32 protein-coding genes and 1 tRNA gene are annotated in these 23,520 nt (G+C 29.7%); 12 read left to right on the top strand and 21 right to left on the bottom strand.

From position 1 onward, the window contains the following. Window positions 1-2: 2 nt before the first annotated feature. From UXY25_RS08430 to UXY25_RS08415, 4 genes are all read right to left on the bottom strand, one after another. The gene (locus UXY25_RS08430) at window positions 3-197 is read right to left on the bottom strand and encodes a hypothetical protein (protein ID WP_320815566.1); all 195 of its coding nucleotides are present in this window, start codon (window positions 195-197) and stop codon (window positions 3-5) included. Between the two features lie 182 nt (window positions 198-379). Beyond that, the gene (gene mnmD, locus UXY25_RS08425) at window positions 380-1,042 is read right to left on the bottom strand and encodes a tRNA (5-methylaminomethyl-2-thiouridine)(34)-methyltransferase MnmD (RefSeq protein WP_320815565.1); all 663 of its coding nucleotides are present in this window, start codon (window positions 1,040-1,042) and stop codon (window positions 380-382) included. A 7-nt stretch (window positions 1,043-1,049) separates the two neighbouring features. After that, on the bottom strand, window positions 1,050-1,487 hold the full coding sequence (locus UXY25_RS08420; protein WP_320815564.1) for a hypothetical protein: 438 nt from the start codon (window positions 1,485-1,487) through the stop codon (window positions 1,050-1,052). Then, on the bottom strand, window positions 1,487-1,969 hold the full coding sequence (locus UXY25_RS08415; protein ID WP_320815563.1) for a DUF4920 domain-containing protein: 483 nt from the start codon (window positions 1,967-1,969) through the stop codon (window positions 1,487-1,489). The genes UXY25_RS08420 and UXY25_RS08415 overlap by 1 nt, the downstream gene beginning before the upstream one ends. 187 nt (window positions 1,970-2,156) lie before the next feature. Between UXY25_RS08415 and UXY25_RS08410 the strand changes: the two genes are divergently transcribed. After that, entirely contained in the window at window positions 2,157-3,224 is a 1,068-nt protein-coding gene (locus UXY25_RS08410; RefSeq protein ID WP_320815562.1) for a branched-chain amino acid aminotransferase, read from the top strand. A 61-nt stretch (window positions 3,225-3,285) separates the two neighbouring features. Here the strand turns inward: UXY25_RS08410 and UXY25_RS08405 are convergent, their stop codons facing one another. Continuing rightward, window positions 3,286-3,669: a nucleoside triphosphate pyrophosphohydrolase family protein gene (locus UXY25_RS08405; RefSeq protein ID WP_320815561.1), complete on the bottom strand. Its 384-nt coding sequence runs from the start codon at window positions 3,667-3,669 to the stop codon at window positions 3,286-3,288. 299 nt (window positions 3,670-3,968) lie between these two features. On the opposite strand from UXY25_RS08405, the gene UXY25_RS08400 reads away from it, so the two are divergent. Beyond that, complete coding sequence (locus UXY25_RS08400) at window positions 3,969-5,051, top strand: hypothetical protein (RefSeq protein WP_320815560.1); 1,083 nt, start codon at window positions 3,969-3,971, stop codon at window positions 5,049-5,051. 34 nt (window positions 5,052-5,085) lie between these two features. Here UXY25_RS08400 and UXY25_RS08395 read toward each other — a convergent pair whose 3' ends face one another. The 3 genes from UXY25_RS08395 to UXY25_RS08385 are packed head-to-tail and all read right to left on the bottom strand — an operon-like array spanning window position 5,086 to window position 7,066. Beyond that, window positions 5,086-5,805, bottom strand: a complete 720-nt coding sequence (locus tag UXY25_RS08395) for a tRNA threonylcarbamoyladenosine dehydratase (RefSeq protein WP_320815559.1) — start codon at window positions 5,803-5,805, stop codon at window positions 5,086-5,088. Window positions 5,806-5,825: 20 nt separating this feature from the next. Beyond that, a complete protein-coding gene (locus UXY25_RS08390) occupies window positions 5,826-6,470 on the bottom strand; it encodes a TatD family hydrolase (protein WP_320815558.1) in 645 nt (214 codons plus the stop codon). Beyond that, window positions 6,470-7,066, bottom strand: a complete 597-nt coding sequence (locus UXY25_RS08385) for a DUF1684 domain-containing protein (RefSeq protein ID WP_320815557.1) — start codon at window positions 7,064-7,066, stop codon at window positions 6,470-6,472. The genes UXY25_RS08390 and UXY25_RS08385 overlap by 1 nt, the downstream gene beginning before the upstream one ends. 82 nt (window positions 7,067-7,148) lie before the next feature. On the opposite strand from UXY25_RS08385, the gene UXY25_RS08380 reads away from it, so the two are divergent. From UXY25_RS08380 to UXY25_RS08370, 3 genes are read left to right on the top strand one after another with little or no spacing between them, the layout of a single operon-like run. Then, complete coding sequence (locus tag UXY25_RS08380; RefSeq protein WP_320815556.1) at window positions 7,149-8,372, top strand: MFS transporter; 1,224 nt, start codon at window positions 7,149-7,151, stop codon at window positions 8,370-8,372. 30 nt (window positions 8,373-8,402) lie between these two features. After that, the gene (locus tag UXY25_RS08375) at window positions 8,403-8,732 is read left to right on the top strand and encodes a hypothetical protein (RefSeq protein WP_320815555.1); all 330 of its coding nucleotides are present in this window, start codon (window positions 8,403-8,405) and stop codon (window positions 8,730-8,732) included. Between the two features lie 58 nt (window positions 8,733-8,790). After that, window positions 8,791-8,931, top strand: a complete 141-nt coding sequence (locus UXY25_RS08370) for an SsrA-binding protein (RefSeq protein WP_320815554.1) — start codon at window positions 8,791-8,793, stop codon at window positions 8,929-8,931. Here the strand turns inward: UXY25_RS08370 and UXY25_RS08365 are convergent. Further along, window positions 8,928-9,440, bottom strand: a complete 513-nt coding sequence (locus UXY25_RS08365) for an adenine phosphoribosyltransferase (RefSeq protein ID WP_414601377.1) — start codon at window positions 9,438-9,440, stop codon at window positions 8,928-8,930. The genes UXY25_RS08370 and UXY25_RS08365 overlap by 4 nt on opposite strands. Window positions 9,441-9,507: 67 nt before the next feature. Between UXY25_RS08365 and UXY25_RS08360 the strand changes: the two genes are divergently transcribed. From UXY25_RS08360 to UXY25_RS08350, 3 genes are all read left to right on the top strand, one after another. Beyond that, window positions 9,508-9,581 (top strand) — tRNA-Arg (locus tag UXY25_RS08360). 55 nt (window positions 9,582-9,636) lie between these two features. Next, entirely contained in the window at window positions 9,637-10,248 is a 612-nt protein-coding gene (locus UXY25_RS08355) for a YkgJ family cysteine cluster protein (RefSeq protein WP_320815553.1), read from the top strand. A gap of 62 nt (window positions 10,249-10,310) precedes the next feature. Next, the gene (locus tag UXY25_RS08350) at window positions 10,311-10,919 is read left to right on the top strand and encodes a YkgJ family cysteine cluster protein (RefSeq protein WP_320815552.1); all 609 of its coding nucleotides are present in this window, start codon (window positions 10,311-10,313) and stop codon (window positions 10,917-10,919) included. Here the strand turns inward: UXY25_RS08350 and UXY25_RS08345 are convergent. After that, complete coding sequence (locus UXY25_RS08345) at window positions 10,916-11,428, bottom strand: NUDIX hydrolase (RefSeq protein ID WP_320815551.1); 513 nt, start codon at window positions 11,426-11,428, stop codon at window positions 10,916-10,918. The genes UXY25_RS08350 and UXY25_RS08345 overlap by 4 nt on opposite strands. Window positions 11,429-11,487: 59 nt before the next feature. Between UXY25_RS08345 and UXY25_RS08340 the strand changes: the two genes are divergently transcribed. Next, the gene (locus tag UXY25_RS08340; protein WP_320815550.1) at window positions 11,488-12,720 is read left to right on the top strand and encodes a glycosyltransferase family 4 protein; all 1,233 of its coding nucleotides are present in this window, start codon (window positions 11,488-11,490) and stop codon (window positions 12,718-12,720) included. 41 nt (window positions 12,721-12,761) lie between these two features. Here UXY25_RS08340 and UXY25_RS08335 read toward each other — a convergent pair whose 3' ends face one another. From UXY25_RS08335 to UXY25_RS08325, 3 genes are read right to left on the bottom strand one after another with little or no spacing between them, the layout of a single operon-like run. Further along, on the bottom strand, window positions 12,762-13,220 hold the full coding sequence (locus UXY25_RS08335) for a hypothetical protein (protein ID WP_320815549.1): 459 nt from the start codon (window positions 13,218-13,220) through the stop codon (window positions 12,762-12,764). Between the two features lie 8 nt (window positions 13,221-13,228). Then, window positions 13,229-13,810, bottom strand: a complete 582-nt coding sequence (locus tag UXY25_RS08330) for a tRNA-(ms[2]io[6]A)-hydroxylase (protein WP_320815548.1) — start codon at window positions 13,808-13,810, stop codon at window positions 13,229-13,231. 35 nt (window positions 13,811-13,845) lie between these two features. Then, window positions 13,846-14,298 (bottom strand): hypothetical protein, encoded by a 453-nt coding sequence (locus UXY25_RS08325; protein ID WP_320815547.1) that lies wholly within the window; start codon window positions 14,296-14,298, stop codon window positions 13,846-13,848. 137 nt (window positions 14,299-14,435) lie between these two features. On the opposite strand from UXY25_RS08325, the gene UXY25_RS08320 reads away from it, so the two are divergent. After that, a complete protein-coding gene (locus UXY25_RS08320) occupies window positions 14,436-14,669 on the top strand; it encodes a hypothetical protein (protein WP_320815546.1) in 234 nt (77 codons plus the stop codon). Between the two features lie 53 nt (window positions 14,670-14,722). Here the strand turns inward: UXY25_RS08320 and UXY25_RS08315 are convergent, their stop codons facing one another. Genes UXY25_RS08315 through UXY25_RS08280 form a run of 8 tightly spaced genes read right to left on the bottom strand, consistent with a single transcriptional unit; the run spans window position 14,723 to window position 21,931 of the window. Further along, a complete protein-coding gene (locus UXY25_RS08315; protein ID WP_320815545.1) occupies window positions 14,723-15,763 on the bottom strand; it encodes an o-succinylbenzoate synthase in 1,041 nt (346 codons plus the stop codon). Between the two features lie 12 nt (window positions 15,764-15,775). After that, on the bottom strand, window positions 15,776-16,969 hold the full coding sequence (locus UXY25_RS08310; RefSeq protein ID WP_320815544.1) for a tetratricopeptide repeat protein: 1,194 nt from the start codon (window positions 16,967-16,969) through the stop codon (window positions 15,776-15,778). A 22-nt stretch (window positions 16,970-16,991) separates the two neighbouring features. Continuing rightward, on the bottom strand, window positions 16,992-17,669 hold the full coding sequence (locus UXY25_RS08305; protein WP_320815543.1) for a metal-dependent hydrolase: 678 nt from the start codon (window positions 17,667-17,669) through the stop codon (window positions 16,992-16,994). 22 nt (window positions 17,670-17,691) lie between these two features. Next, window positions 17,692-18,603 carry a 1,4-dihydroxy-2-naphthoate octaprenyltransferase gene (menA, locus tag UXY25_RS08300; RefSeq protein WP_414601376.1) on the bottom strand — a complete coding sequence of 304 codons (912 nt, stop codon included), beginning with the start codon at window positions 18,601-18,603 and terminating at the stop codon, window positions 17,692-17,694. A 4-nt stretch (window positions 18,604-18,607) separates the two neighbouring features. Further along, the gene (locus UXY25_RS08295) at window positions 18,608-19,033 is read right to left on the bottom strand and encodes a hypothetical protein (RefSeq protein WP_320815542.1); all 426 of its coding nucleotides are present in this window, start codon (window positions 19,031-19,033) and stop codon (window positions 18,608-18,610) included. Then, on the bottom strand, window positions 19,024-20,526 hold the full coding sequence (locus UXY25_RS08290; protein WP_320815541.1) for a PH domain-containing protein: 1,503 nt from the start codon (window positions 20,524-20,526) through the stop codon (window positions 19,024-19,026). The genes UXY25_RS08295 and UXY25_RS08290 overlap by 10 nt, the downstream gene beginning before the upstream one ends. Window position 20,527: 1 nt before the next feature. Beyond that, a complete protein-coding gene (locus tag UXY25_RS08285) occupies window positions 20,528-21,088 on the bottom strand; it encodes a PH domain-containing protein (RefSeq protein ID WP_320815540.1) in 561 nt (186 codons plus the stop codon). A gap of 3 nt (window positions 21,089-21,091) precedes the next feature. After that, window positions 21,092-21,931, bottom strand: coding sequence for a 1,4-dihydroxy-2-naphthoyl-CoA synthase (locus UXY25_RS08280; RefSeq protein ID WP_320815539.1), 840 nt, complete (start codon window positions 21,929-21,931; stop codon window positions 21,092-21,094). A 105-nt stretch (window positions 21,932-22,036) separates the two neighbouring features. On the opposite strand from UXY25_RS08280, the gene UXY25_RS08275 reads away from it, so the two are divergent. Further along, window positions 22,037-23,155, top strand: coding sequence for a C1 family peptidase (locus UXY25_RS08275; protein ID WP_320815538.1), 1,119 nt, complete (start codon window positions 22,037-22,039; stop codon window positions 23,153-23,155). A gap of 1 nt (window position 23,156) precedes the next feature. Next, the gene (locus tag UXY25_RS08270; RefSeq protein WP_320815537.1) at window positions 23,157-23,519 is read left to right on the top strand and encodes a hypothetical protein; all 363 of its coding nucleotides are present in this window, start codon (window positions 23,157-23,159) and stop codon (window positions 23,517-23,519) included. The last annotated feature ends 1 nt before the right edge of the window (window position 23,520 follow it).

Genomic DNA, 23,520 nt, shown 5'->3' with positions numbered 1-23,520 from the left:
ATTTAGTTAATATAGATTAAACATTGTCTTAATTCAGGTTTTTCTTCCGTAAACTGTAACAGCCAATCTCTAAGTTGGTCAATTTCGTAGGGTAGTAATACTTTTAATGCTTTTTCTAATTCTTTGCAAAAAAGTTTGGGGTCAAAACTTACTCTTTCAAGTATAGATTTAGTATAAGAATACATAGTTCTAGACATACTTTAAATAAAATTTGGGTTAGACTAATTATAAGAACATGTTGTAAATATAATTATATTTTTTTGAAAAAACTTATATAAAATTTATAAAAATTGCTAAAGTTTTATAAATTCTTCTATTTAACAAGTAAAGCATTAAGATAAAGCAAGTTACCTGTTGATTTAAAACATATAAAAAGAAATTAAACTTTAATTCCTCTAATCATTTCTCTTTTTCCTGGTGCGCCTGGTAATTTTTCAACTTTGAAACCTGCTTTAAGCATTGCTCTTTTAATTGAACCCCTACATGCATAAGTAACTAAAATGCCATTCTTTAATAATGAATCATACATTGATTGGAAAATTTCTTCACTCCATAATTCGGGTTGAAGAGTAAACCCAAAAGCATCAAAATAAATTAAGTCAAAGCAATCAATATCATTAATCTCTTGAAATAATTGTTTCCTTTTTGTGAGTTTAAATTGAGAAGAAATTTCAATTCCTTCATCCCATTTTGAATCATGCATCAAGCTAAAAACATCTTTCTCAATTTTTGCGTTCAATTCTTCAATATAATTAAGACTATTAACTTCATCTTCTGAAACTGGATAAGCTTCAACACCAACATAATTAATTTGTGTATTGGACTTTTTAGCTTCTAAATAAGTTATAAACGCATTCAAACCTGTACCAAATCCAATTTCGAGAATATTAATAGATTGCTTTTCAACTAAAGAATAACCAGCATTAATAAAAACATGATATGCTTCTTGTATTGCACCGTTTTTAGAATGATAACTTTCATTCCATTCTGGTATATATATTGTACTAGAACCGTCGCTAGTTATAATGATTTCTCTTTTCAATTTAGTTTTACTTTATATAAAGCTTTTTAATTCTTGGAATTGGTCCGCCACATTTTACTTGATGGCATTCAACACAAGCATTAACTCCATTATTAAAATGTTCTTTCGCATTTTTAGGATCTTTATAAATTAACTCTTGAGCAAGGATAAATTTGGAAGCTTGTTCGTTAAAAAAAGCATCTTTATCAGTATTGTCAGTTAAAACTGCTGCATGAATTTTAGTAAAATGCTGAGGGAATTGACCAATTGTATCTCCTTTTATAATTCGATCTTTTAATCGTTCATTATCAACATACATTTGTTCCATTAATACAGCCATTTCCGACATTTCATACATTTCAAATTCTTCAGAACTTTCTGATGTTTTTTCTACAGTCTCTTCTTTTTTTGTATTACAACTACAAAAAAGGAAAATTGATAGAAACAATACAATTGAATGTTTCATTATTTAGAAATTAAAACACCATTTGCCATAATTGAATAAGTTGTTTTTGGAGCAATAATACTATCAATCGATGCTTGAGTTTTACCCGCATCTTTTGCATAATGCTTTAAATCATCAACACTTTCAATACTTACATAAGCTTTACCTTCAACAACAACATCTTTGTTTTCAGCATTCATTGGTACAAAAAAGGCATAATCTTTGAATTTTACAAAAGTAGTGTTATCATTCTCCAAAGCTACATTCATCCAGCAACCTTTCTTTTGACATATATCATTAATTTTTGAAGTAAATTTAACATCAATAGTGTCTCCTTCTTTCAAAGATTCAAATTTAGACATCATTTCTACATTTGAAAGAGCTCCATCTTTTGAAATTGAATCGCCAAAAATTGCAAAATTTTCAATTTCTTTTACTTCTTCTTTTTTACCACAAGAAACCGAAAATACTGCTAACGCAAGTAAACATATAATTTTTTTCATTTTTAAAGTTTAGATATATTACAAAAATAAAAGAAATACTCAAATCATGAATATAAAATATGTTAATAATATCCTTAAATTAATTATAGGTTAACTTAAAAACAAACATAATTTTATTAGTTTTGCATTTATAAAGAATTAAAGGTATTCAATCCGATAATTTCAAATAACAATTAATCGCTTCATAATGAATTTACCAACAATCAAGGATATTGAAATTACTAAAGCCCCAAGCTCTAAAGTAGACCAAGTTGATTTCGAAAATTTAACTTTTGGAAATATTTTTACAGACCATATGCTTGTGTGTGATTACGCAGATGGTGTTTGGCTAAAACCAACTATTGAACCATATGCACCGTTTACAATAGATCCTTCAGCAAAGGTATTTCATTACGGACAAGCTATTTTTGAAGGAATGAAGGCCTACAAAGATGAATCTGATGACGTATGGTTATTTAGACCCGATGAAAACTACATTCGTTTTAATAAAAGCGCAACTCGTATGGCAATGCCAGAAGTTCCTGAGGATGTTTTTTTAGGTGGACTAAAACAATTGTTAGAAATTGAAAAAGAATGGGTTAAAAAAGGTAAAGGTAATACTTTATACATAAGACCATTTATGATTGCTACAGGAAGTGGTGTTATTGCTGCTCCTGCAAAGTTTTACAGGTTCATGATTATACTTTCACCTGCAAAATCTTATTATTCTGGTGAAGTAAAAGTACTAATTGCAGAACATTTTAGTAGAGCTGCAAACGGAGGAATTGGAGCTGCAAAAGCAGCTGGTAATTATTCTGCTCAGTTTTACCCAACAAAATTAGCTAATGATCAAGGTTTTCAGCAAATTATTTGGACAGACGATGCAACTCATACAAAATTAGAGGAAGCTGGAACAATGAATGTGTTTTTTAGAATTAACGACACTTTATTTACAGCACCAGCGAGCGAAAGAATCTTAGACGGTATAACACGAAAAAGTATTATCGATTTAGCGAAAAGAGAAAATATAAATGTAGAAGTCCGTTCGGTTTTAGTTTCAGAATTAGTTGAAGCTGCAAAAAACGGAAGTTTAAAAGAAATATTTGGTGCAGGAACAGCTGCGGTAGTTAACCCTATAGTTGGTTTCTCATATAAAGAAGAATATTACGAATTACCAAAAATGGAAAATTCATTCGCAGCTGAAATAAAAGAAAAACTAACTAATATTCAATACAAGTTAGCTGAAGATACTTTTGGTTGGACTGTGAAAATATAATTATTTCAATTATATAAAAAATAATAAAAATGCGCTTTTCAAATTGAAAAGCGCATTTTTATTATTTTAGAATTTCTTCAAAATTTGGTTTAAAGTATTCTGGACCTTTCATTACTTTTCCATCTTCTCTATAAATAGGTTTTCCATTAACACCAAGTTTACTCATGTTACTATTTTGAATTTCATCAAAAACCTCTTCAATTTTATGTTGTAATCCATGTTCTAAAATCGTTCCGCATAAAATATACAACATATCACCAAGAGCATCTGCTGTTTCAACAATATCATTATTTCTAACTGCTTCTAGATATTCTTCGTTTTCTTCTCGCATTAACTCAAAACGTAAATCGTTTTTTTTATCTCCTAAATCAGCTTTCATTTCGTGACTGACTCCTAAACCAAAAGTTTCATGAAACTTTTGAACTGCTTTTAATTGTTTTTGCATAATTCTCTAAATTTTAAAACATAAATATATCTAAAATGATTTTTTGAATTCTTATTTTTACAAAAAATTATACTTATGTTTTCAACAGGTCAAAATTATTTTGCCGTCTTCTTCATAATTGTTTTTACAATCATAATGACTTTTGTATATAGAAAGGATTTAAAACAATTAAAGCTACAATATAAAGGCGTTTATTGGATATTATTTGCTTTTTTAACTTTTATCTTGTTATTATTCTTAATAAAATTCTTTTTGAAAGATTAATTTTATATTTTTGGAATAAACCTTATAAGTCGTAAATGAAAATCACAAAATATATTCTTCTTTTAGTACTATTGCTTTCTGTTGCTTTCGTTGTATTTATTGCTACTCAGCCTAATGATTATGAAATAAATAGAGAAAAAATAATTACTTCCTCAAAAGAAAATATATTTACTTATGTTAATGATTTTACAACTTGGGAAGATTGGTTCAATTTAAAAGAATTAGACCCCAGTACAAAAATAGATTATACTACAATTACTTCAGGACTAGGTACTGGTTTTTCTTGGAAAAGCACAACTTCTGACGGAAAAATAATAACAACCAAAGCGCATCAAAACGACACTATTTATCAAGATTTTTATCTAAATGATGATGTTCATAAAATTTGTTGGATTTTTTCCGAAACTCCTAAAGGCACAAAAGTAAATTGGTCCATGAAAGGAAAACTATCTTTTAAATGGAAATTTAATGCTATTCTAAAAAACGGAATGGATGATGTATATGGTGATATTTTTGAAAATGGAATTAATCAAATAGAGAAATACCTAGTAAACGAGTTAGAATCAATGAAAATAACTCATCAAGGAATAGTCACAAAACATGCTGCTAACTTTATTCAACAAAAAGATTCATGTTCAATTGATGATTTTCAATTGAAATCTAAAAAAATGTTGCAGAATATGATTGAGTTTGTTGAAGACAACGAAATTAAGCTGACCGGTTTACCTTTTGTAATTATTGACAAAAGAGACGAAAACCTGAATTACATAAAGTTTGCAATGTGCGTTCCTGTTGAAGAAGAAATTTTAACGACAGAAGGAAGTGAAATTTCAGGCAATCATTTTGATGAATTTTTAGCTTATAAAACAACACTTATAGGAGATTATAAACATCTTAAAAAAGCTAGAAATAAAGCTACAGAAGAATTCACAAAACTTAATTACGTATTAGACAACAGCAATAAATATATTGAAATTTATAAAGTAAGTTTACCTAAAGTTAAAAACCCTTCTCAATGGGTAACAGAAATTTACTTTCCTGTTAAAAAGAAAATAATTAAACCGGTAATATCATCACCAGTTATAACTGAAGAAACAGTAAATACAATTACAGAATAAAAAAAATCCGAAGCTTAATACTTCGGATTTTTTTTTATTTCTTTTTAACAATATACTTAATAACTGTTTCTGCAGCATACAAACCAAATAATGCTGGCATCCAGCTATTAGTACCGTAAAACGACTTTTTATAGTTCGTTCCATCGGTTAATTTAAGACTCTTACTATCTGGTATTTCAGAAGAAAATACCGCTTTTATACCTTTATTAATTCCAACTTTTTTTAATCTTTTACGAATGTTCTTAGCTAAAGGACAATATTCCGTTTTACTAATGTCGCGAACAGATACTTTTTCAGAATCATATTTTCCACCAGCTCCCATATTGCTTATTAACTTTACTTTTTTACGCTTTGCAGCAATAATTAAGTTCATTTTTGGTGTTAAACTATCAATACAATCTAAAACATAGTCAAAATCTGGTGAAACCAATTCATAAGCTCTTTCAGGAGAAAGAAACTCTTCAATTCTTGTAAGTTTTAATTCTGGGTTAATGTCCAATAATCGGTCGCCAACGATTTTAACTTTAGATTGCCCTACAGTAGAATGTAATGCAGGCAATTGTCGATTAATGTTAGTAATATCTACTGTATCTCCATCAACAATTGTCATATTCCCTACTCCTGCTCTAGCTAAAAATTCTGCAGCAAAGCTACCAACTCCTCCTAGTCCGACTATTAAAATAGTTGCATTATTCAATTTGTTTATTCCTTCTTCTTTAAAAAGCAACTCTGCTCTTTCTTTCCACTTTGCCATTTTTATTGCTAGACTTTATATTACTTAAATACTTGATTGAAATTCATGTTTACAATTTCTTTCAGGCCTTCTATTTTTATATTCTTTATTTGAGATGCTTTTTGATAAACTTCTAGAATTGTTTCTTCAATAGTATCCGTTTCTAAAAAAATTCTATCAACGGGTGCAAAATTAAAAACATTTTCCAAATCAGGGTTTCTCAACAAATATTTTCCAAAAGAAAGATAAAATCCGTTATCCAACAACGATTTGGCTACTTGCATATTTTTAGAAAAACCATGAATAATCATTTGGTTTTTAATATTCATTTCTTTTTTAATCTCAATTATCTCTTGATAAGCTGCTACACAATGCAAAATAATTGGTTTATCCGTACTTTGTACCAATTCTACTTGCTGCTGAAAAACTTCTATTTGAGTATTTAAGGACATTTCAATTCGTTTATCTAAACCACATTCACCAAGAGCCAAACAATCATTCAATAAGAGCTTCTCTTCTATAATTTTTAAATCTTCGCTTAACCGACTTTCATTTATATACCAAGGATGAATTCCAATAGAATACTGAGGAATTGCTTCATTAAATTCCCAAGGATATTGATTGACAACTTCTAATAACGAATCATCATTTGAAAATGAATGGGTATGTAAATTTATAAATTGCATTAATCATGAAACTTTTTAACGCCAGCATTGATTGCTATATTTAAATCATTTTCCAAAGGAACAATTGGGCAAGAATATTTGTAATTATAAGCACAATATGGGTTATAAGCTTTGTTAAAATCAATTAATACTTTATGATCTTCTGGTATTCGCATGTCAATATACCTCCCACCAATGTAACTTTCTTTTCCATTTGTTAAATCGGAAAATGGCAAAAACAAGTAATCTTTATAATCTTGTAATTTCATTAAATCGATATTCTGATATACGTTTAACTTCATTTCTTTTCCTTCTAAAGTAAAATGCAATTCTCCGTATTTTTTATACAAAGGAGTTCTATCTGTAGAAGTTTTCATTTGGAAAGTTTTCTCTTTTTTTGTTCTTATTAAAATCGCTTCAACAATAAACTTTTCATCAATCACAAAAAAGTCTAAAGCTTTAAAATGACTTCTGTCTTCTTCGGCTAATGGACTTTTAAGTGAATCTGCAAATTCTTCATTTAAATGATGTTGATACTCTAAACTAGTTTGCTCCTTCTTATCTTGAGCAAAAATTGAAGAAGTAACAAACAGAATCAATACGAGTAAATTTTTCATAGATTAAATTTTTACAAAAATATATATTTTATATAACATTCATTTCTTTTTCAGTTTTGTATTTTTGTATTTTACACTTCATATGATTCAAAAAGCATTTCAAAAATACATTAACAACTTTAAAGGTTTTTCTAGAGAGATTTGGATCCTAACGATGATAACATTTATCAATCGTGCAGGTACAATGGTTTTACCCTTTCTATCTAAATATTTAAAAGAAGACTTAGGCTTTAGCTACAGTCAAGTAGGTTGGATTATGGTAAGTTTTGGAGTGGGTTCAATGCTTGGTTCTTGGCTTGGCGGAAAATTATCAGATAAAATTGGCTTTTACAAAGTAATGATTTTTAGTTTGCTCACAAGCGGATTAATGTTTTTTGGTTTACAAAAAATCACTTCTTTTGAAGGTTTAATAGTTGCAATATTCTTAATTATGGTTGTAGCGGATATGTTTAGACCGGCCATGTTTGTTTCGTTAGCTGCTTACTCAAAACCCGAAAACAGAACTCGATCATTAACCCTAGTTAGACTTGCTATAAACTTAGGTTTTGCAGCCGGACCTGCACTTGGTGGATTAATTATTATGGCAGGAGGATATAGCGGATTGTTTTGGGTTGACGGATTCACTTGTATTGCTGCTATATTGATTTTCTGGTTATTGGTTAAAGAAAAAGAAAAATCACCTTATTTAGATAAAGAAAATCCTGGTGAAGTATTAACAAATTCTGTATTTAAAGACACTCCTTTTTGGTTGTTTTTAACAACTTGTTTAATAACTGGAATCATGTTTTTTCAATTATTTACAACAATACCATTATATCACAAAGAACAATTTGATTTATCTGAATTTCAAACTGGATTACTTTTAACCTTCAATGGAATACTCGTTTTCTTTTTAGAAATGCCGTTAGTAAGCTATATAGAACGCAAAAAAATAAGCGCAGTAAAAATTGTAACATTTGGCTGTTTAGCAATGTCGTTAAGCATGTTTTTAATGTTAGTAAATTTTTGGGCAGGAATTTTAATCATCATGATGGTTTTTATGACATTTGGAGAAATGTTTGCGTTTCCTTTTTCTAATTCATTCGCGATGAGTAGAGCTCCAAAAGGTCACGAAGGTCGCTATATGGCTATTTTTACTATGAGTTATAGTTTAGCACACATTCTTTCAGCAAAAACCGGAATGGAAATTATTGAGCGTTTTGGTTACCAAAGTAATTGGGCTTTTATGGGCGCATTAGGTTTAATAGGTGTTTTCATTGGGTTCATTGTGCTTAAATTAGTATACAAAGAAAATAAATTAAGTTAATTTTCGTTTTAAAAACTAAAACCAATATTTATGAATTTTAAGAATGTAAAAAAAGCCTGTTCTATTCTTTTACTATTTATAGGACTACAAGTGTTTGCTCAGGATAAAGAAAAAGCAAACCTTTTTGAAAGAATTGAACTTACAAATGGTGATATTGTAATTATTGATAGTAATAAACATATCAAATTCCCAGGATATCCAAGATTAGCATTAAATACAATGAAAATTGTATATGATGGAACTCAAATTGAAGAGAATACAACCTTTTTTAAAAACACTAACACACATCTTTTTAAGGAAATTGAAATTATTCCTGGTCCAAATGGAACAATTCAAAGAATAAAAATCAAAACTAAATAAAAAATGTCCCGCAATAGCGGGACATTTTTTTGACTATATTTGCCAAAAATTATAAACGATGTATAAATTTTTAGCAAAATTAAATAAACTTATTTTACCAAGTTTCACTAAGCAACGTTTGGATGTAACCAAAGCAAAAAAATGGCAACAAGCTATTTTAGCTTATAGATATTATATTACTATAAAGTCTTTAGATTAGTACGTTAATACTGCAAATATTTCTTTGTTCGGAAGTTTATCTCTTCCATTTAGAAAACTAAGCTCCATTAAGAAATTACATTGTATAATTTCGCCACCAAGTTTTTCTACCAACTCGCAAACTGCTTTTGCAGTTCCGCCAGTTGCCAACACATCATCATGAATTAAAACTCTATCACCTTTTTGAATAGCGTCTACATGAATTTCTAGTGTGTCTGAACCATATTCTAATTCATAAGAAGCCGAAATCGTATCAAAAGGTAATTTATTTGGTTTACGAACAGGAATAAATCCGGCATTTAATTTTTGAGCAATTAATGTTCCAAAGAAGAAACCTCTGCTTTCAACACCAATAACTTTATCTATTTTTTTATCCGCTAAATTACTGATTAACAAATCTAAACAAGAAGCCATTGCCTCCGGATTATTCAATAATGGTGTAATGTCTTTAAACCCAATTCCTGGTTTTGGAAAATCTTGAATGTTACGAATGAATTTTTCTATGTCCATTTTTTTATTTTTTTTACGAATAGATTTGCAATTTAGTCATTTATATCTATATTTGCACCCTCAATAAGGCCTCGTGGCGCAACTGAATAGCGCATCTCATTACGGCTGAGAAGGTTACTGGTTTGAATCCAGTCGAGGTCACAAAAAAGCTCTGTTTTTACAGAGCTTTTTGTATTTTTACACTTATTTTGCAGCTATGAGCATAGAAGAAAAGGTTCAATTGGTAAACGAATTGTACCAAAACCTAGAAACAGAGATTAAAACTTTTCAAACACACACGAGGCTTAGTTGTGTCGTTGGATGCGGAAAATGCTGTTCTACTCCAGATATTGATGCTTCTCCATTAGAATTTCTTCCATGGGCTTTTCATGTTTTTATGGAAGATGAAGCAGAAAAAAAATTAACTGCCTTAAATGATACAACAACTCCTAATTGTCATTTGTACCAACCTAAATCAATTGAAGAGTATACCAAAGGACAATGCAGCGATTATAAACATCGTGGTTTAATTTGTCGTTTATTTGGTTACGGCGCAACAACTGATAAATATGGACAACTTAGAATTGCAAGTTGTAACATAATTAAAGAAGGGCAAAAAGAGAATTTTGATAAAAGTACAATTGCCATAAATAATGGGTTAGCAATTCCAATTTTTACCGAATATTATATGCAACTTTCTCAAATCGATTTTAGAATGGGAAATGTTTTTGTACCCGTAAACAAAGCTATGAAGCTCGCATTAGAAGAAGTTTTACAATATTATGCTTACAGACCTTTTCCCGATAATTACAAAGGAGAAAAGCATTAATTTTATAATTAAGAGTAATCCTAACAAGCAACCGTTTAATAGACTACCTTCGAAAGAAATTAATGTCAATAGAAAACCGTGTTAGATTAGTTGAAGAATTATACAAAAATCTTGATCTAGAAATTGCCGAATTTCAAACACAAACTAAACTTGGTTGTATTGCTGGATGTGGAAAATGCTGTACAAAACCAGATATTGACGCCTCACCTTTAGAATTTTTACCTTGGGCTTTTCATCTTTTTTTAAATGGAGATGCAGAAACTGTTTTGGCTAAACTTAAAGTAAAACAAAGCTCTATTTGTCATATTTACCAACCTTTATCGTTATTAGACAGTAATTCGGGAAGTTGTGGAGACTACCAATATCGCGGCTTAATATGTCGCCTTTTTGGTTATGGAGCAACTAAAGATAAATACGGTGCTTTACGATTAGCTACATGCAAAATAATCAAAGAAAGTCAAACAGAAAATTTCAATAAATCTACAGAAGCAATAAACAAAGGATTACCGGTTCCTGTTTTTACAGATTATTACATGAATCTTTCTCAAATAGATTTTAGAATGGGAAATGTTATTGTTCCTGTAAATACTGCTTTAAAACTAGCTATTGAAGAAGTGTTACAATATTATGCGTATAGAGATTTCCCAGAAGGTTTTCCTAATTGTGCCTAGATTTTGAACTTTTCATCAATCACTTTTCGAATAGAGACAAAACCAATTTTTTCTAAATCGATTTCATTTCGGTTTACCCAAATTAAATCTTGAATTTCATCTTCAGCAGTAATAGAAATTACATCAGTTTGTAGCGGACATTCATAAAAGATATCCATTGTTCTATACGGTACGTTTTTGTATAAATAATTGTTTGGAGAAGTAGTAATGTACTTTAAATCATTTGGAGCAATATCTAAACCCAATTCTTCTTTAATTTCTCTACAAGCAGCCGCTTCAGCATTTTCGCCTGGATCAATAAATCCGCCTGGTAAATCCCATTTCCCTTTATCAGGATCTACGTTTCTAACTGTAAACAACACTTTATCTTCAAATGTAAAAACAACTGCTACAGCTGCAGCTATATTATGGTAATAATTGAATTCACACGTATTGCAATGAAAACGAACATTATTTGGAAAAGTAAAATCGGTAGATTTACAACTAGGACAAAATTTAAAGAAAATCATTTTTTGTTTTTTGTAAAAATAAAAGAATTTTCTGAATTCTGATTTTTTATCTTTGCGATATGCAAAATCACTTAGTAATCATTGGAACCGTTTGGCCAGAACCAACTTCAACTGCTGCAGGAACAAGAATGTTGCAAATTATTGAGGTGTTTCAAAAAGAAAATTATAAAATCACCTTTCTATCTTCAGCAAGTAAAGGCGAAAATTCTTTTGATTTAGAAAGCATTTCTGTTGATACAAAAGCAATTCAGTTAAATGATTCTAGTTTTGATGCACTAATTTCAGAATTAAACCCAACAATAGTTCTTTTTGATCGTTTTATGATTGAAGAACAATACGGCTGGCGCATTGCTGAACATTGTCCGAATGCTCTACGAATGTTAGATACAGAAGATTTGCATTTTTTACGTAAAACAAGAGAAACAGCATATAAACAAAATAAAACTGTAGTTTTTGAAGATTACATTTCTGATGTTTTTAAACGTGAGTTAGCTTCTATTTATCGCTGTGATTTGAGTTTAATTATTTCGGAATTTGAAATGCAATTACTTACCGAAACTTTTAAAGTTGATAATTCTATCTTACATTATCTCCCTTTCATGGTTGAAGCTTTAAACGAAAAACCATTTGAAAACATTCCAAAGTTTGAAGAAAGAAAGCATTTTATAAGCATAGGCAACTTTTTACACGAACCAAATTGGCAAACTGTACTTCAACTGAAAAAGCATTGGAAATCGATTAAAAAAGCACTCCCTGAAGCCAAAATGCATATTTATGGTGCTTATGTTTCGGAAAAAGCAAAACAATTGCACAACGATAAAGAAGGTTTTATCATTAAAGGAAGAGCTGAAAGTGTTGAAAAGGTTTTCAATTCAGCTAAAGTCTTGCTTGCTCCTATTCCGTATGGTGCTGGTTTAAAAGGAAAATTATTAGAAAGTATGCAATTTGGTTTACCCAATATAACTTCTACTATTGGCGCTGAAGCAATGAATAATAATTTAGAATGGAATGGTTTTATTACCAATTCTGATGAAGAGTTTATTGAAAAGGCAATTGCACTTTATTCGAATGAAGCACTTTGGAATACTGCACAAAAAAACGGAATTGACTTAGTAAATCAACGTTTTGAAAAATCGCTTTTTGAAACTTACTTTGTTTCAAAAATTAACGAGTTACTTTCGAATTTAGAGATTCATCGCAACCAAAACTTTTTAGGGCAACTATTTCAACACCAAACCATGCAAAGCACCAAGTTTATGAGCCGTTGGATTGAGTTGAAGAATAAGAATTAGCGCTTTTTTTGAAGATACTTCGTGTCTCAGCAGTAGTGATTTTAGTTTTTTGACTCTTTAATCCTACTCTCTAAAATATCAATTCTTCTTATATCGAAAATATCACCACTAAAACTACTAAAGTGACCATTTAAACCTGCTTTAAAAGTACCAATAATTGACACATATTTTTGATTACATTCCACTGTTAATTTTGAAGAATTAGCTTTATCTAAATTTAAATAAATGGCGTTTTTAAATATCTTATACTCGAAATCTTGATAATTTAGATAAAGTGCATTTCCTTCAAAACTTAAATTTAAAAAACCTTTTATCATTATAACTTTATTATCATATTTTTCAGGGAAAGTAATTAGTTGAATAATTGAAACACTTAAAGGTTTTCCTGGAGATTTATCAATATTTGATTCGATAAAATCAGATAAATAATCATTTTCTTGTGAATAAGAAAAGTTACTTAAAAACAATGCTATTAAAATATAATTAAAGAATAGTTTCATAAATATAATTATCCGTGAATAGACTCAGACTTTCCGTAGCTGGCAATAATTTTAGCTTCGGCTTCAAGCCATTCTTCCCAGCGTTTTTTTACATCAATATCAGTTCCTATTTTTGTTGCGAAACCTATAAAAGCAGTATAATGGTTGGCTTCACTAATCATTAAATCTTTGTAAAAAACAGCGAGTTCTTTATCAGCTATTGTATCAGAAAGCACTTTAAAGCGTTCGCAACTCCTAGCTTCAATCATTGCTGCAAATAAAAGTCTTTCTACAACAAATTGTTGTCTACTTCCGCCTTTTAGCATAAAGTTATACAATTCATTTACATAACTGTCTTTTCGTTCACGTCCTAACACCCAACCGCGTGCTTTTATAATATTATGTACTTGTTCAAAATGATCCATTTCTTCTTTAGCAATAGAAATTAATTCATTTACTACTTCGGTATGTTCAGGTAACATTGTAATAAGTGTAATGCAATTTGTAACTGCTTTTTGTTCGCACCACGCATGGTCTGTTAGAATTTCTTCTAAATTACCTTCTGCAATGTTTGCCCAACGAGGATCTGTAGGAAGTTTTAATTTGAACATTTGTATAAGTTTACTGCAAAAGTAACTTAAATAAGTTAATCTTTAAAATGAACAACTGCCCAAAATTCATTTGTCAAAGCATTATAAACCGCAAAATGAGTATTGTTTTTTCTATTCCCCGATTTGATATAAATTGAATTTGGATTCTCACTTATACTGCTTACGTCTGCTAAAAAATATTGCATACTTTCTGGTTCTAAATCTAAAATATCTTCAAGTTTAGTCAATTCATTATTAAGAACATACTCTTGTGTATCTAACTTTTGAAACTTGAAATAAACCGATTTTACTTTTTGTATAGAATCATAATAACATTCTGAACTTTCAATTTTTGGAATATCAACACCTACATTAATTTCAACGTTATCAATATTGGCAAATTCACATCCTCTATTGTCTTTTATTGAAGTTACAAATGTTTTTAAGCCAAAAAAAAGTAAAGTAATAATTGAAATCAATATTAGTAAAACGGTTACAATTGTTTTCATAAATTATTATTTTTAAGAGAACGAAAGAATATTCTATTTAGTATTTATGTGAATTATGTAAGAGATTTTAAAAAAAACATAACGCATCAATGTATTTTAAGTGTTATCTTAGTCAAGAATCTTAAACAACATAAATTATGAAAAAAGTAACTTTAATTTTTGCAACTATCTCAATAATGATCTTTGCTTCTTGTAATGATAAAAAAGAGGTGACGGAAGAAACTGTAATAATAGAAACTGAAGCTGCTGCTCCAGCTGTTGAAGAAGAGGGTGACGGAACATCATTAAGCATTAATAATGATGGAGTAGAGTTTTCTACAAAAGACGGAGACAACAAAGTAGAAGTTGAAATTGACGATAAAAAAAAGTAATTAACTTTTTTTTACAAATGAGATAAAAAAAAACCAACGTACGTTTGTTTTTTTTATCTCATTTTTTTAATATCCCATTCTATTGAAGGGTTGTAATAAATTTTACCTTTTTCTATAAAAAGAGGGCAATCAAAATTATTGGTATATAAACCTCCCGTCCCTAATCCTTGAGGTAATGGATTTTGTAAAGTATAGGTAAATTGTGTGATTGCATTTAAACCAATATTACTCTCTAAAGCAGAAGTAATCCACCACTTAATATTTAGTTTTTCGGCAATAGAAATCCATTCTAAAGTTCCTTTAAACCCTCCTACTAAACTTGGTTTTAAAATAATGTATTGTGGCTTAATTTTAGTCAGTAATACTTCTTTATTTTCTACTCCAAATACACCAATTAATTCTTCATCCAAAGCAATTGGTAAAGGTGTCACTTTACAAAGCTCTGCCATGCTGTCAGTGTTGTTTTTTTCGATTGGCTGTTCTATACTATGAAGCTCAAAACCAGTCAATTGCTTTAACTTACTTAAAGCTTCATTTAATTCAAAAGCACCATTAGCATCTACTCGAATTTCTATTGTTTGAGCATCAAAATTTTGACGAATAAAATGCAAAAGCTCCATTTCTTTATCAAAATCTATTGCTCCAATTTTCAGCTTAATACATCGAAAACCCTGCGCTAGTTTTTCTTCAATTTGTTCTTTCATAAATGAAGTAGACCCCATCCAAACTAAACCGTTTATTTCCATAGATTGTTTACCTAAAGTAAACTCGGAAGGAAATAACTCAAAAGGTGTTTTTGAAGCCAAAGAAAGAAATGCCATTTCTACTCCAAACTGAATAGATGGAAATTCAATTAACGCATCCCAAAGCGTATCTTTTCCTAAATGAATATTAGCGCAAACCCATTTTAATTTGGCTTCATAATCAGGTCTGTCATCAATAGAAAGCGTTCGTAAAATACCACACTCACCTATTCCTATTTTTCCACTTTCTTCTACAATAAGAAACCACGTTTCTTTCTCTATTAGAATTCCACGAGAAGTTTCACTTGGTCGTTTAAAGTTAAGTGTGTATTTTTTATAGGTTGCTTTCAAATTAATTTTTTCTTAATCAAATACTCTAAGAATTTTTTTAAAATTATCTGTTGGTAATCCATGTTTTTCAAATTCTTTAAAATCAATTTGAACTTGTTTTAACCATGTATTTCCTGTAAAAAGACTTTCGTGTTTGTATTTTTTATGTAACTCTTTAGCTTCTGAAATTCTATCTGTAAAAAGATAAACATTTGCCAAATTCAAATAGAAATCAATTTCTGAAGGTTGTAATTGCAATCCTTTATTATATGTTTCTTCTGCTTTTGTAAATTGTTTTGAAAACAAATAATAATCACCTAAAATTCCATAATCATTATAAGTCGACCTGTTTTTATTAAAAATATCAACTTGAAGAATCTTAATAGCTTCTTGATAATTACCCTTGTTGAATTCTTTATACGAATTCTCTCTAAACGTGTCGTAAAATACATTTACTTCTCCTGATTTTTTCAAGCTCTCTTCAGTAAATAATTCTACATCCCTGTTTTTTTCAATTGGCACCAGATTATTAAATTCGGTAGTGGTATATTTTGAACTTACTAATTCTAAGAAGTTCGCATAAAAAGCTTCTTTATTTTTTAAATTAGTGGTAACTGGTAATTTTTTAGCAAAGCTAATAATATTGTTTTTTGCTTCAGAATTCCAACCTCTACTCGCTACATAATCAACCCATGGAACAATTTCTAGAATAATCTTTTGATTCATTACCCAATTTTGGCTTTCAAATCCGAACCATAAATAAGGAATGTTATCTAAACATTTTGAATTTTTAATCGCAATTAGTTTTGCCTCTTTAGTTACTTTTTCTTTTTGAACTAAACACGCTAAATCTACATTTGCCTCTTTTAAATAGACATTTGCTCCTTCAGCAGTTGAAAACAAGGCATAAGTACATTTATCACTACCTGAAATAGAAGAAGTTAAAAAAACAGCACCTGCAGCACCTTGCGAAACTCCAGTTGGATCAGGAATTGCTTTTAAAATTGAAACTAAACTACTCGATAATTTCTGACTATCGTTTAGCAGCGTAATTCGGTAAACAAATTCAGTTGTACCAATAGGTAAATCTTCAGATTTAATTAACGTACGTTTTCCAGCACTTAAAGAGATCTCCTTTGAAGTTGCTCTTTGATTATCCCAATAACCACTTTGTTGAGCAAACGAAATAGTTGAAATAAATAATATAAGTGTAGTATATTTTCTCATTGTTCTTTTCAAATTGTTTCTTCTACAATTCAATACTTGTGCCAATTTCTAATAACATCAAATCTTTGTCTTTATCAAAGAACTTACGTTTTGCTTCTTCATGGTTGATTTCGATATAACCAAAAGTATCGTAGTGATAACCTAAAATTTTATCGCATTGAATAAAATCGGAGGCTATAATAGCATCATCAACATCCATAGTAAAGTTATTTCCTATTGGCAAAATAGCTAAATCTAGTTTGGTACGCAATGGAATTAACTTCATGTCCATTGTTAATGCAGTATCTCCAGCAATGTAAATATTTTTACGTTCTCCTTCAATAATAAAACCACCTGGCTGACCACCATAAGTTCCGTCTGGAAAAGAAGATGTATGCACAGCATTTACATATTTAACAACTCCAAACTCAAAATCCCAACTTCCGCCGTGATTCATTGGGTGGTAATTGAAGCCTTTATTTCCATAATAAGTAGCTATTTCATAGTTTGACACAATAACTGCGTCAGTAAGCTTTGCAATAGCTTCTACGTCTAAAATATGATCTTGATGTGCATGTGTAATTAGTATGAAATCGGCTTTTATCGAATTGATGTCGATATGAGCTGCTTTTGGATTTCCTGAAATAAATGGATCAACTAAAATAGTAACCTCATCCACTTCAATTCCTATACAAGCGTGTCCGTAAAATGTAATTTTCATGATTTTAGTAATTTAAAGTTCATTAAAAATATTCTTTAACCCAATCTGTTAAAAATACAACATTAAATAAAAACATCAAACTAATTAAAAATGTCCCTATAGCAACAATTTTTAATTGTGAATCAAGTACTCTTGGTTCTTTTGCGTTTTTTACAAAAAAGAAATGATTTGTAAACAAAACAATACAAATAATACCTAAGAAACCTTGAAGGTGTATGATAATTTCTGTTATCATAAAAAGGAATGTTGAAGAAATCAATAAGAAAAAATGATATTTTTTCGCATTCTCAAATCCCAATTTTACAACTAAAGTGTTTTTTCCAGCAGCCTTATCATTTTCAATATCACGCATATTGTTCAAATTTAAAACGGCTACGCTTAATAACCCAATTGCTGTAGCAGGAAGAAAAACTTTCCAATCTATAAAATGAGTAAATAAAAAATTTGAACCCACTACACTAACCCAACCAAAGAAAACAAATACAAATAAATCGCCAAAACCATTATAACCGTAAGCATTACTACCAACAGTGTATTTAATTGCTGCTCCAATAGAACCAACTCCCAACAAGATAAAAATTAAGCTTAATACAAAATTTTCCTTTCCAAAAGCTACATAAATTAAAGCCAATGCAATTATAAAAGTGATAACTGCTGTTATAATAACTGCTTTTTTCATTTGTTGTGCTGTAATAATACCAGCAGCAACTAAACGCTTTTCCCCTATTCTATTTTTATCTGTTCCTTTTACACCGTCACCATAATCATTTGCATAATTAGAGAGCACTTGTAACCCTAAAGTAGTCAATAAAGCCAAAACAACAATTTTCCAATTAGAAAATCCTTGATGATAGGCATAAGCACTTCCTACAATTATTCCAGAAAGAGATAAAGGTAATGTTCGTAATCGTGCGGCTTGAATCCAGTGTTTCATGATATTAATTTAAAAATAAATAAGATTGAATTTGGTTATAAATTGCAATTAATAATAAAGTCCCTAAAAATATTGAAAAAGGTGCGCAAATCTTTAAATAGATTGGTTTTAATTTTGCAGCAGCATTTTTCGCAAAATTGTTATGTGTTTTTATAGGAACTAACATCAACAATAAAGCTGATGTCATTAAAAAATAGCCTATTACTTTAAATTGCAATTCATAAATAGAGAATAATGACGAAATTAGAAAAGCAATTCCAATTATCAACCTAATTCCTAATTCTGTATAATTTATAAAATAAGTACTTCCTGCTTTACCAATTATTTCTCTAACCCTTTCAGGCTTAAAAAACATTAAAAATCCAGCATACACTAAAAATAGTCCAAACAGAACAATTATGCACTTTGCTATGATTTGAATTACATCCATTTTTTTGTGCTTGTTTCTACTTGGTACAACCATGTATTGCTTAATTCCGTAATTTGATTGTAAAACCCTGTTGTAAACGAAATTGTTCCACCAGCTGTATAAAGATACACACTTCCTATGTTTAATCGCTTTTGCCAAAAAAATTGGTTGGTTTTAATCGCTTGAATCTTGTAAGGCTCTATAATTGCGGTATCAATATCCCAAAAACCAGATTGCACCAAAATAAATTCGGGTGTAACCATTAATTTGTAGTTTTTATATAAACGCCAACAACTTAATGTTCCAACTAATAAATATAAAGAGGCTAGTAAATATAATTTTTCCCAAAGTAAGAAATGAGCAAACGCATTTACATAAAGAATGATTGTTATTGGTAAAACAATCATAAAAATAAAACGAATCCAAAATTTTCGAATACTTGGAAAATATACTTCTTGATTTGTAATTTCTTTATTGTAGATGAAATCTAAAATTTGATTCTTAACTACTTCAGAACATCCAGGAACTTCAATTCTATCTTTCTTTTTTTCTTTCGAATTTGCTTCACTCGAGGCTTGTTCAATTCTTAAGTTTCGAATGTCTAATTTTTCTTGAAAGAAATTTTGAGAGATTTTTATCAGTTGTACTTTAATCGGATTAATTATGGTGTTTCGAGTAGTAATTAATCCGTAAGTAAGTAAAAGTGAGCTTTTAGTTCTTGTAATACTAAAATCAAAATAACGAACAATCGTTCGAACTAAGTTAATAGCAATTATCATTATAAAAATGAAAATTAATCCAAATAAAACAGAAACAATTATGGAGTTAAAGTTTATGTATTCTTGAACACCAGTGGTATCAAACTTTTCTTCAAGATTGATATACTTATTGTTTTCCCAAAATGTATTTACCAAAATAAACAACCATCCGAAAGTTTCCACATATCTCGATGTAATTCCTGTTTTTATTAAAGTAAAAAAACCAATTTTTATCGTTTTTGCATCTATTGCTTGAACAGTTTCTTCATTATTCGAAATGTCAATTGTTTCCGTTTCGTTTAAACGTTCAATTGTTTCTTTTAATTGATTGGCAATATAACTTGAAACTGCTTTAATTTCTACTTCTTTTTTTCCGCTTCCAGCAGTATCCACATTAATTTCATACAATTGAAATACTTTATGCAACAAATTCTGATTTAAGTTAATTTGCTGAATTTTATGCAATTGGATACTTATTCTAGATTTTTTTAAAAACCCTTTTTGAATAACTAACTCTTTCGACTTATAATCAATTTGAAAAGTGAAATAATAATATTTTATAAAAGTTACGAAAACAGATATTAAAAAAATGGCAATACCTAACCAAATTAATTTTCCGTAAAACTTATTTGCATTCATTGCAAAAACAACAATCAAAGCAATTGACACTCGTATTATTTTTTGCAAGGTAAAAACAAACAAGACTAATATCCCTAATTTGGATTGTCGTTGAGGAATTGAAAAATCAAATTTCATCTTAGACATCTATTTTGATTGTTGATTCTTCCTCTGACTCTTCTATTAAAGTATCTATTTTCTGGATAATCCAAATTTTATAACGTTGTGCATCTTCTAAAGTCAATCCGTTTATTTCCAAATCTGTTGAACTACCGCCAGCTGTAAACAATTCTAAAGAAGCCAATCCGAAATAACGAGAAAATAATCCTTGATGCAAAGCAACATGCTGAATTCTTTTATAAGGAACTATAGTTGTGGTTTGAGAAACTACTCCTGATTTATAAATGGCGTCGTGTTCTCTAAATGCATAGCTTTTGTATTTAAAACTTAACCTAGAAAACAAAAGACTTATTGTTAAAAGCACTGTATATGAAGCACCAATTAGCATCCAAATTCTATTTGAAAAAAAATCTTCTTTGAAATACGACAACACAGCTAAGCCAATACCTAATGACGTAAAAACAACCCCTATGTTAATTAGAATTACTTTATAATAAGAAGGATGAATAGGTTGTAATTGAACAACTTCAAATTGTGGTAAATCTGAAATTGAAATTTCTTTATTTGTAAATTCGTTCATAAATTAAGGCAAATATTTCTTTTCGAAATTTGGTTTACGTTTTTCTAAGAAAGCATCTCTACCTTCTTTCGCTTCATCAGTCATATAAGCCAAACGAGTAGCTTCACCCGCAAAAACTTGTTGTCCTACCATTCCATCATCTGTTAAATTCATAGCGAATTTTAGCATCTTAATTGACGTTGGTGATTTTTCTAATATTTCTTGTGCCCATTCAAAAGCTGTATCTTCTAATTCAGCATGCGGAATAACTGCATTTACCATTCCCATTTCAAAAGCTTCTTGAGCCGAATAATTTCTTCCTAAAAAGAAAATTTCTCTTGCTCTCTTTTGCCCTACCATTTTAGCTAAATAAGCCGAACCATAACCTCCATCAAAACTCGTTACATCGGCATCCGTTTGTTTAAAAATAGCATGTTCTTTACTCGCTAGTGTTAAATCGCAAACTACATGAAGTGAATGTCCGCCCCCTACAGCCCAACCTGGAACAACACAAATAACTGCTTTTGGCATAAAGCGAATCATTCGTTGCACTTCTAATATATTCAATCTATGGTAACCGTCTTGACCAACATAACCTTGATGTCCACGAGCTCTTTGATCTCCTCCACTGCAAAAAGAATAGATTCCATCTTTAGAACTTGGTCCTTCAGCTGAAAGTAATACAACTCCTATTGAAGTGTCTTCTTGTGCATCATAAAATGCTTCAATTAATTCTTTTGTAGTATGCGGACGAAATGCATTGCGCACATCAGGTCGATTGAATGCAATACGCGCCACACCATCACACTTTTTATAGGTTATATCTTCAAATTCTTTTACAGTTTTCCAATTGATTTTACTCATTTTATATCTTGTTAATTTCGTTGAAAAGTTATTTTATAAAATTATAATTTCAGTAAAAATAAAGCATTTTTTACATTATATTGCAAGTTCAAAACAATAAGACTCATGAAAAAAATATATTTAGGATTACTTTTTGCTTCAGGATTACTTTCTGTAAACGCACAAAATTATGAATTTCAATCGGTTATAGAATTAGAATCTACTCCTGTAATCTCTCAAGGAAAAACAGGAACGTGTTGGAGTTTTTCAACTTCTTCGTTCCTAGAATCTGAAATCACAAGGCTTACCGGAAAAAAAGTAGATTTATCTGAAATGTACCAAGTAAGAAACACCTATCCTAAAAAAGCAGAAAATTACGTAATGCGTCAAGGAAAAGCACAATTTAGTGAAGGTGGATTATCTCATGATGTCTTGAACAGTGCAGCAGAATATGGTTTAGTCCCTGTTTCGGTTTATACTGGTTTATCGGAAGAAGAAAAAACACATAATCACGCAGAAATGGTTGCCGTTCTTGAAGCAATGGTAAAAACCTATGTTGAAAACCCTGGAAAAAAGCTTTCACCAAAATGGAAAATGGCTATTGAGTCTATCTTAAACACTTATTTAGGTCAAAACCCAACAGAATTTACATTTGAAGGTAAAAAGTATTCGCCTAAGAGTTTTATGGAAGCGATGAAAATTAAGCCAGAAAACTATGTGACTATAACATCATTTATACACCAATCCAATTACAATTCTTTTGTTTTAAATATTCCAGATAATTTTTCAAACGGAAGCATGTATAATCTTCCATTAGACGAATTTATTTCTAATATTGATAACGCTTTAGCTAATGGCTATTCTTTAGCATTAGATTGTGATGTTTCTGAAGCAACTTTTTCTGCGAAATACGGAATCGCTTTTGTACCTCAAGTTGAAGAAGATGAAAAAACTGGTTTAGCTGAAATTATTACCGAAATGAATGTTACACCAGCATACCGTCAATCGGAATTTGAAAATTTCACAACTCAAGACGATCATTTAATGCACATTGTAGGAACAGTAAAAGACCAAAAAGGAACTACCTATTATAAAATTAAAAACTCTTGGGGAACGGATGAAAAACGTGTTGCCAATGGTGGTTATTTGTATATGAGTGTTCCTTATATGCGATTAAAAGCAATTTCTGTTTTGGTACACAAAGATGCTTTAGTAAAGAAAACGAAAAAAGCTTTAAAATTGTAATATGAAGCATATTAAAACATTATTGCTTTCAATAATTGCAAGTGTTGCTATTGTTTATTTAATTACAATTGCATTCAGTTCATTTACTTTTAGTTATAACCCTATGAGTAAGGATATCGAACAAAAAAAATATATTTTAAATACTAAATTTAAATCTGTTTTGGGAATAAAAATAGAAGTTGAAGAGTTTTACACTAATGAAGAAGCTCTTTTTGAAGCTTTAGAAAGTAGTCCAAGTTTTTTTAATAAATTAGGTTACTATAATCAAGCAGTTAAGTTGTCTATAAGATATATATTCATTTTAATTCCTGTACTGTTTTTTATTTTATACACAAGAGAGAAACAAAAAATCAATATTTGTTAAA

The organism is Flavobacterium sp. (genome assembly GCF_034111225.1).
Classification (GTDB): Bacteria; Bacteroidota; Bacteroidia; order Flavobacteriales; family Flavobacteriaceae; genus Flavobacterium.
Note: the sequence above shows the minus strand (reverse complement) of the source record. Positions and strands in the feature narration are given on the sequence as shown.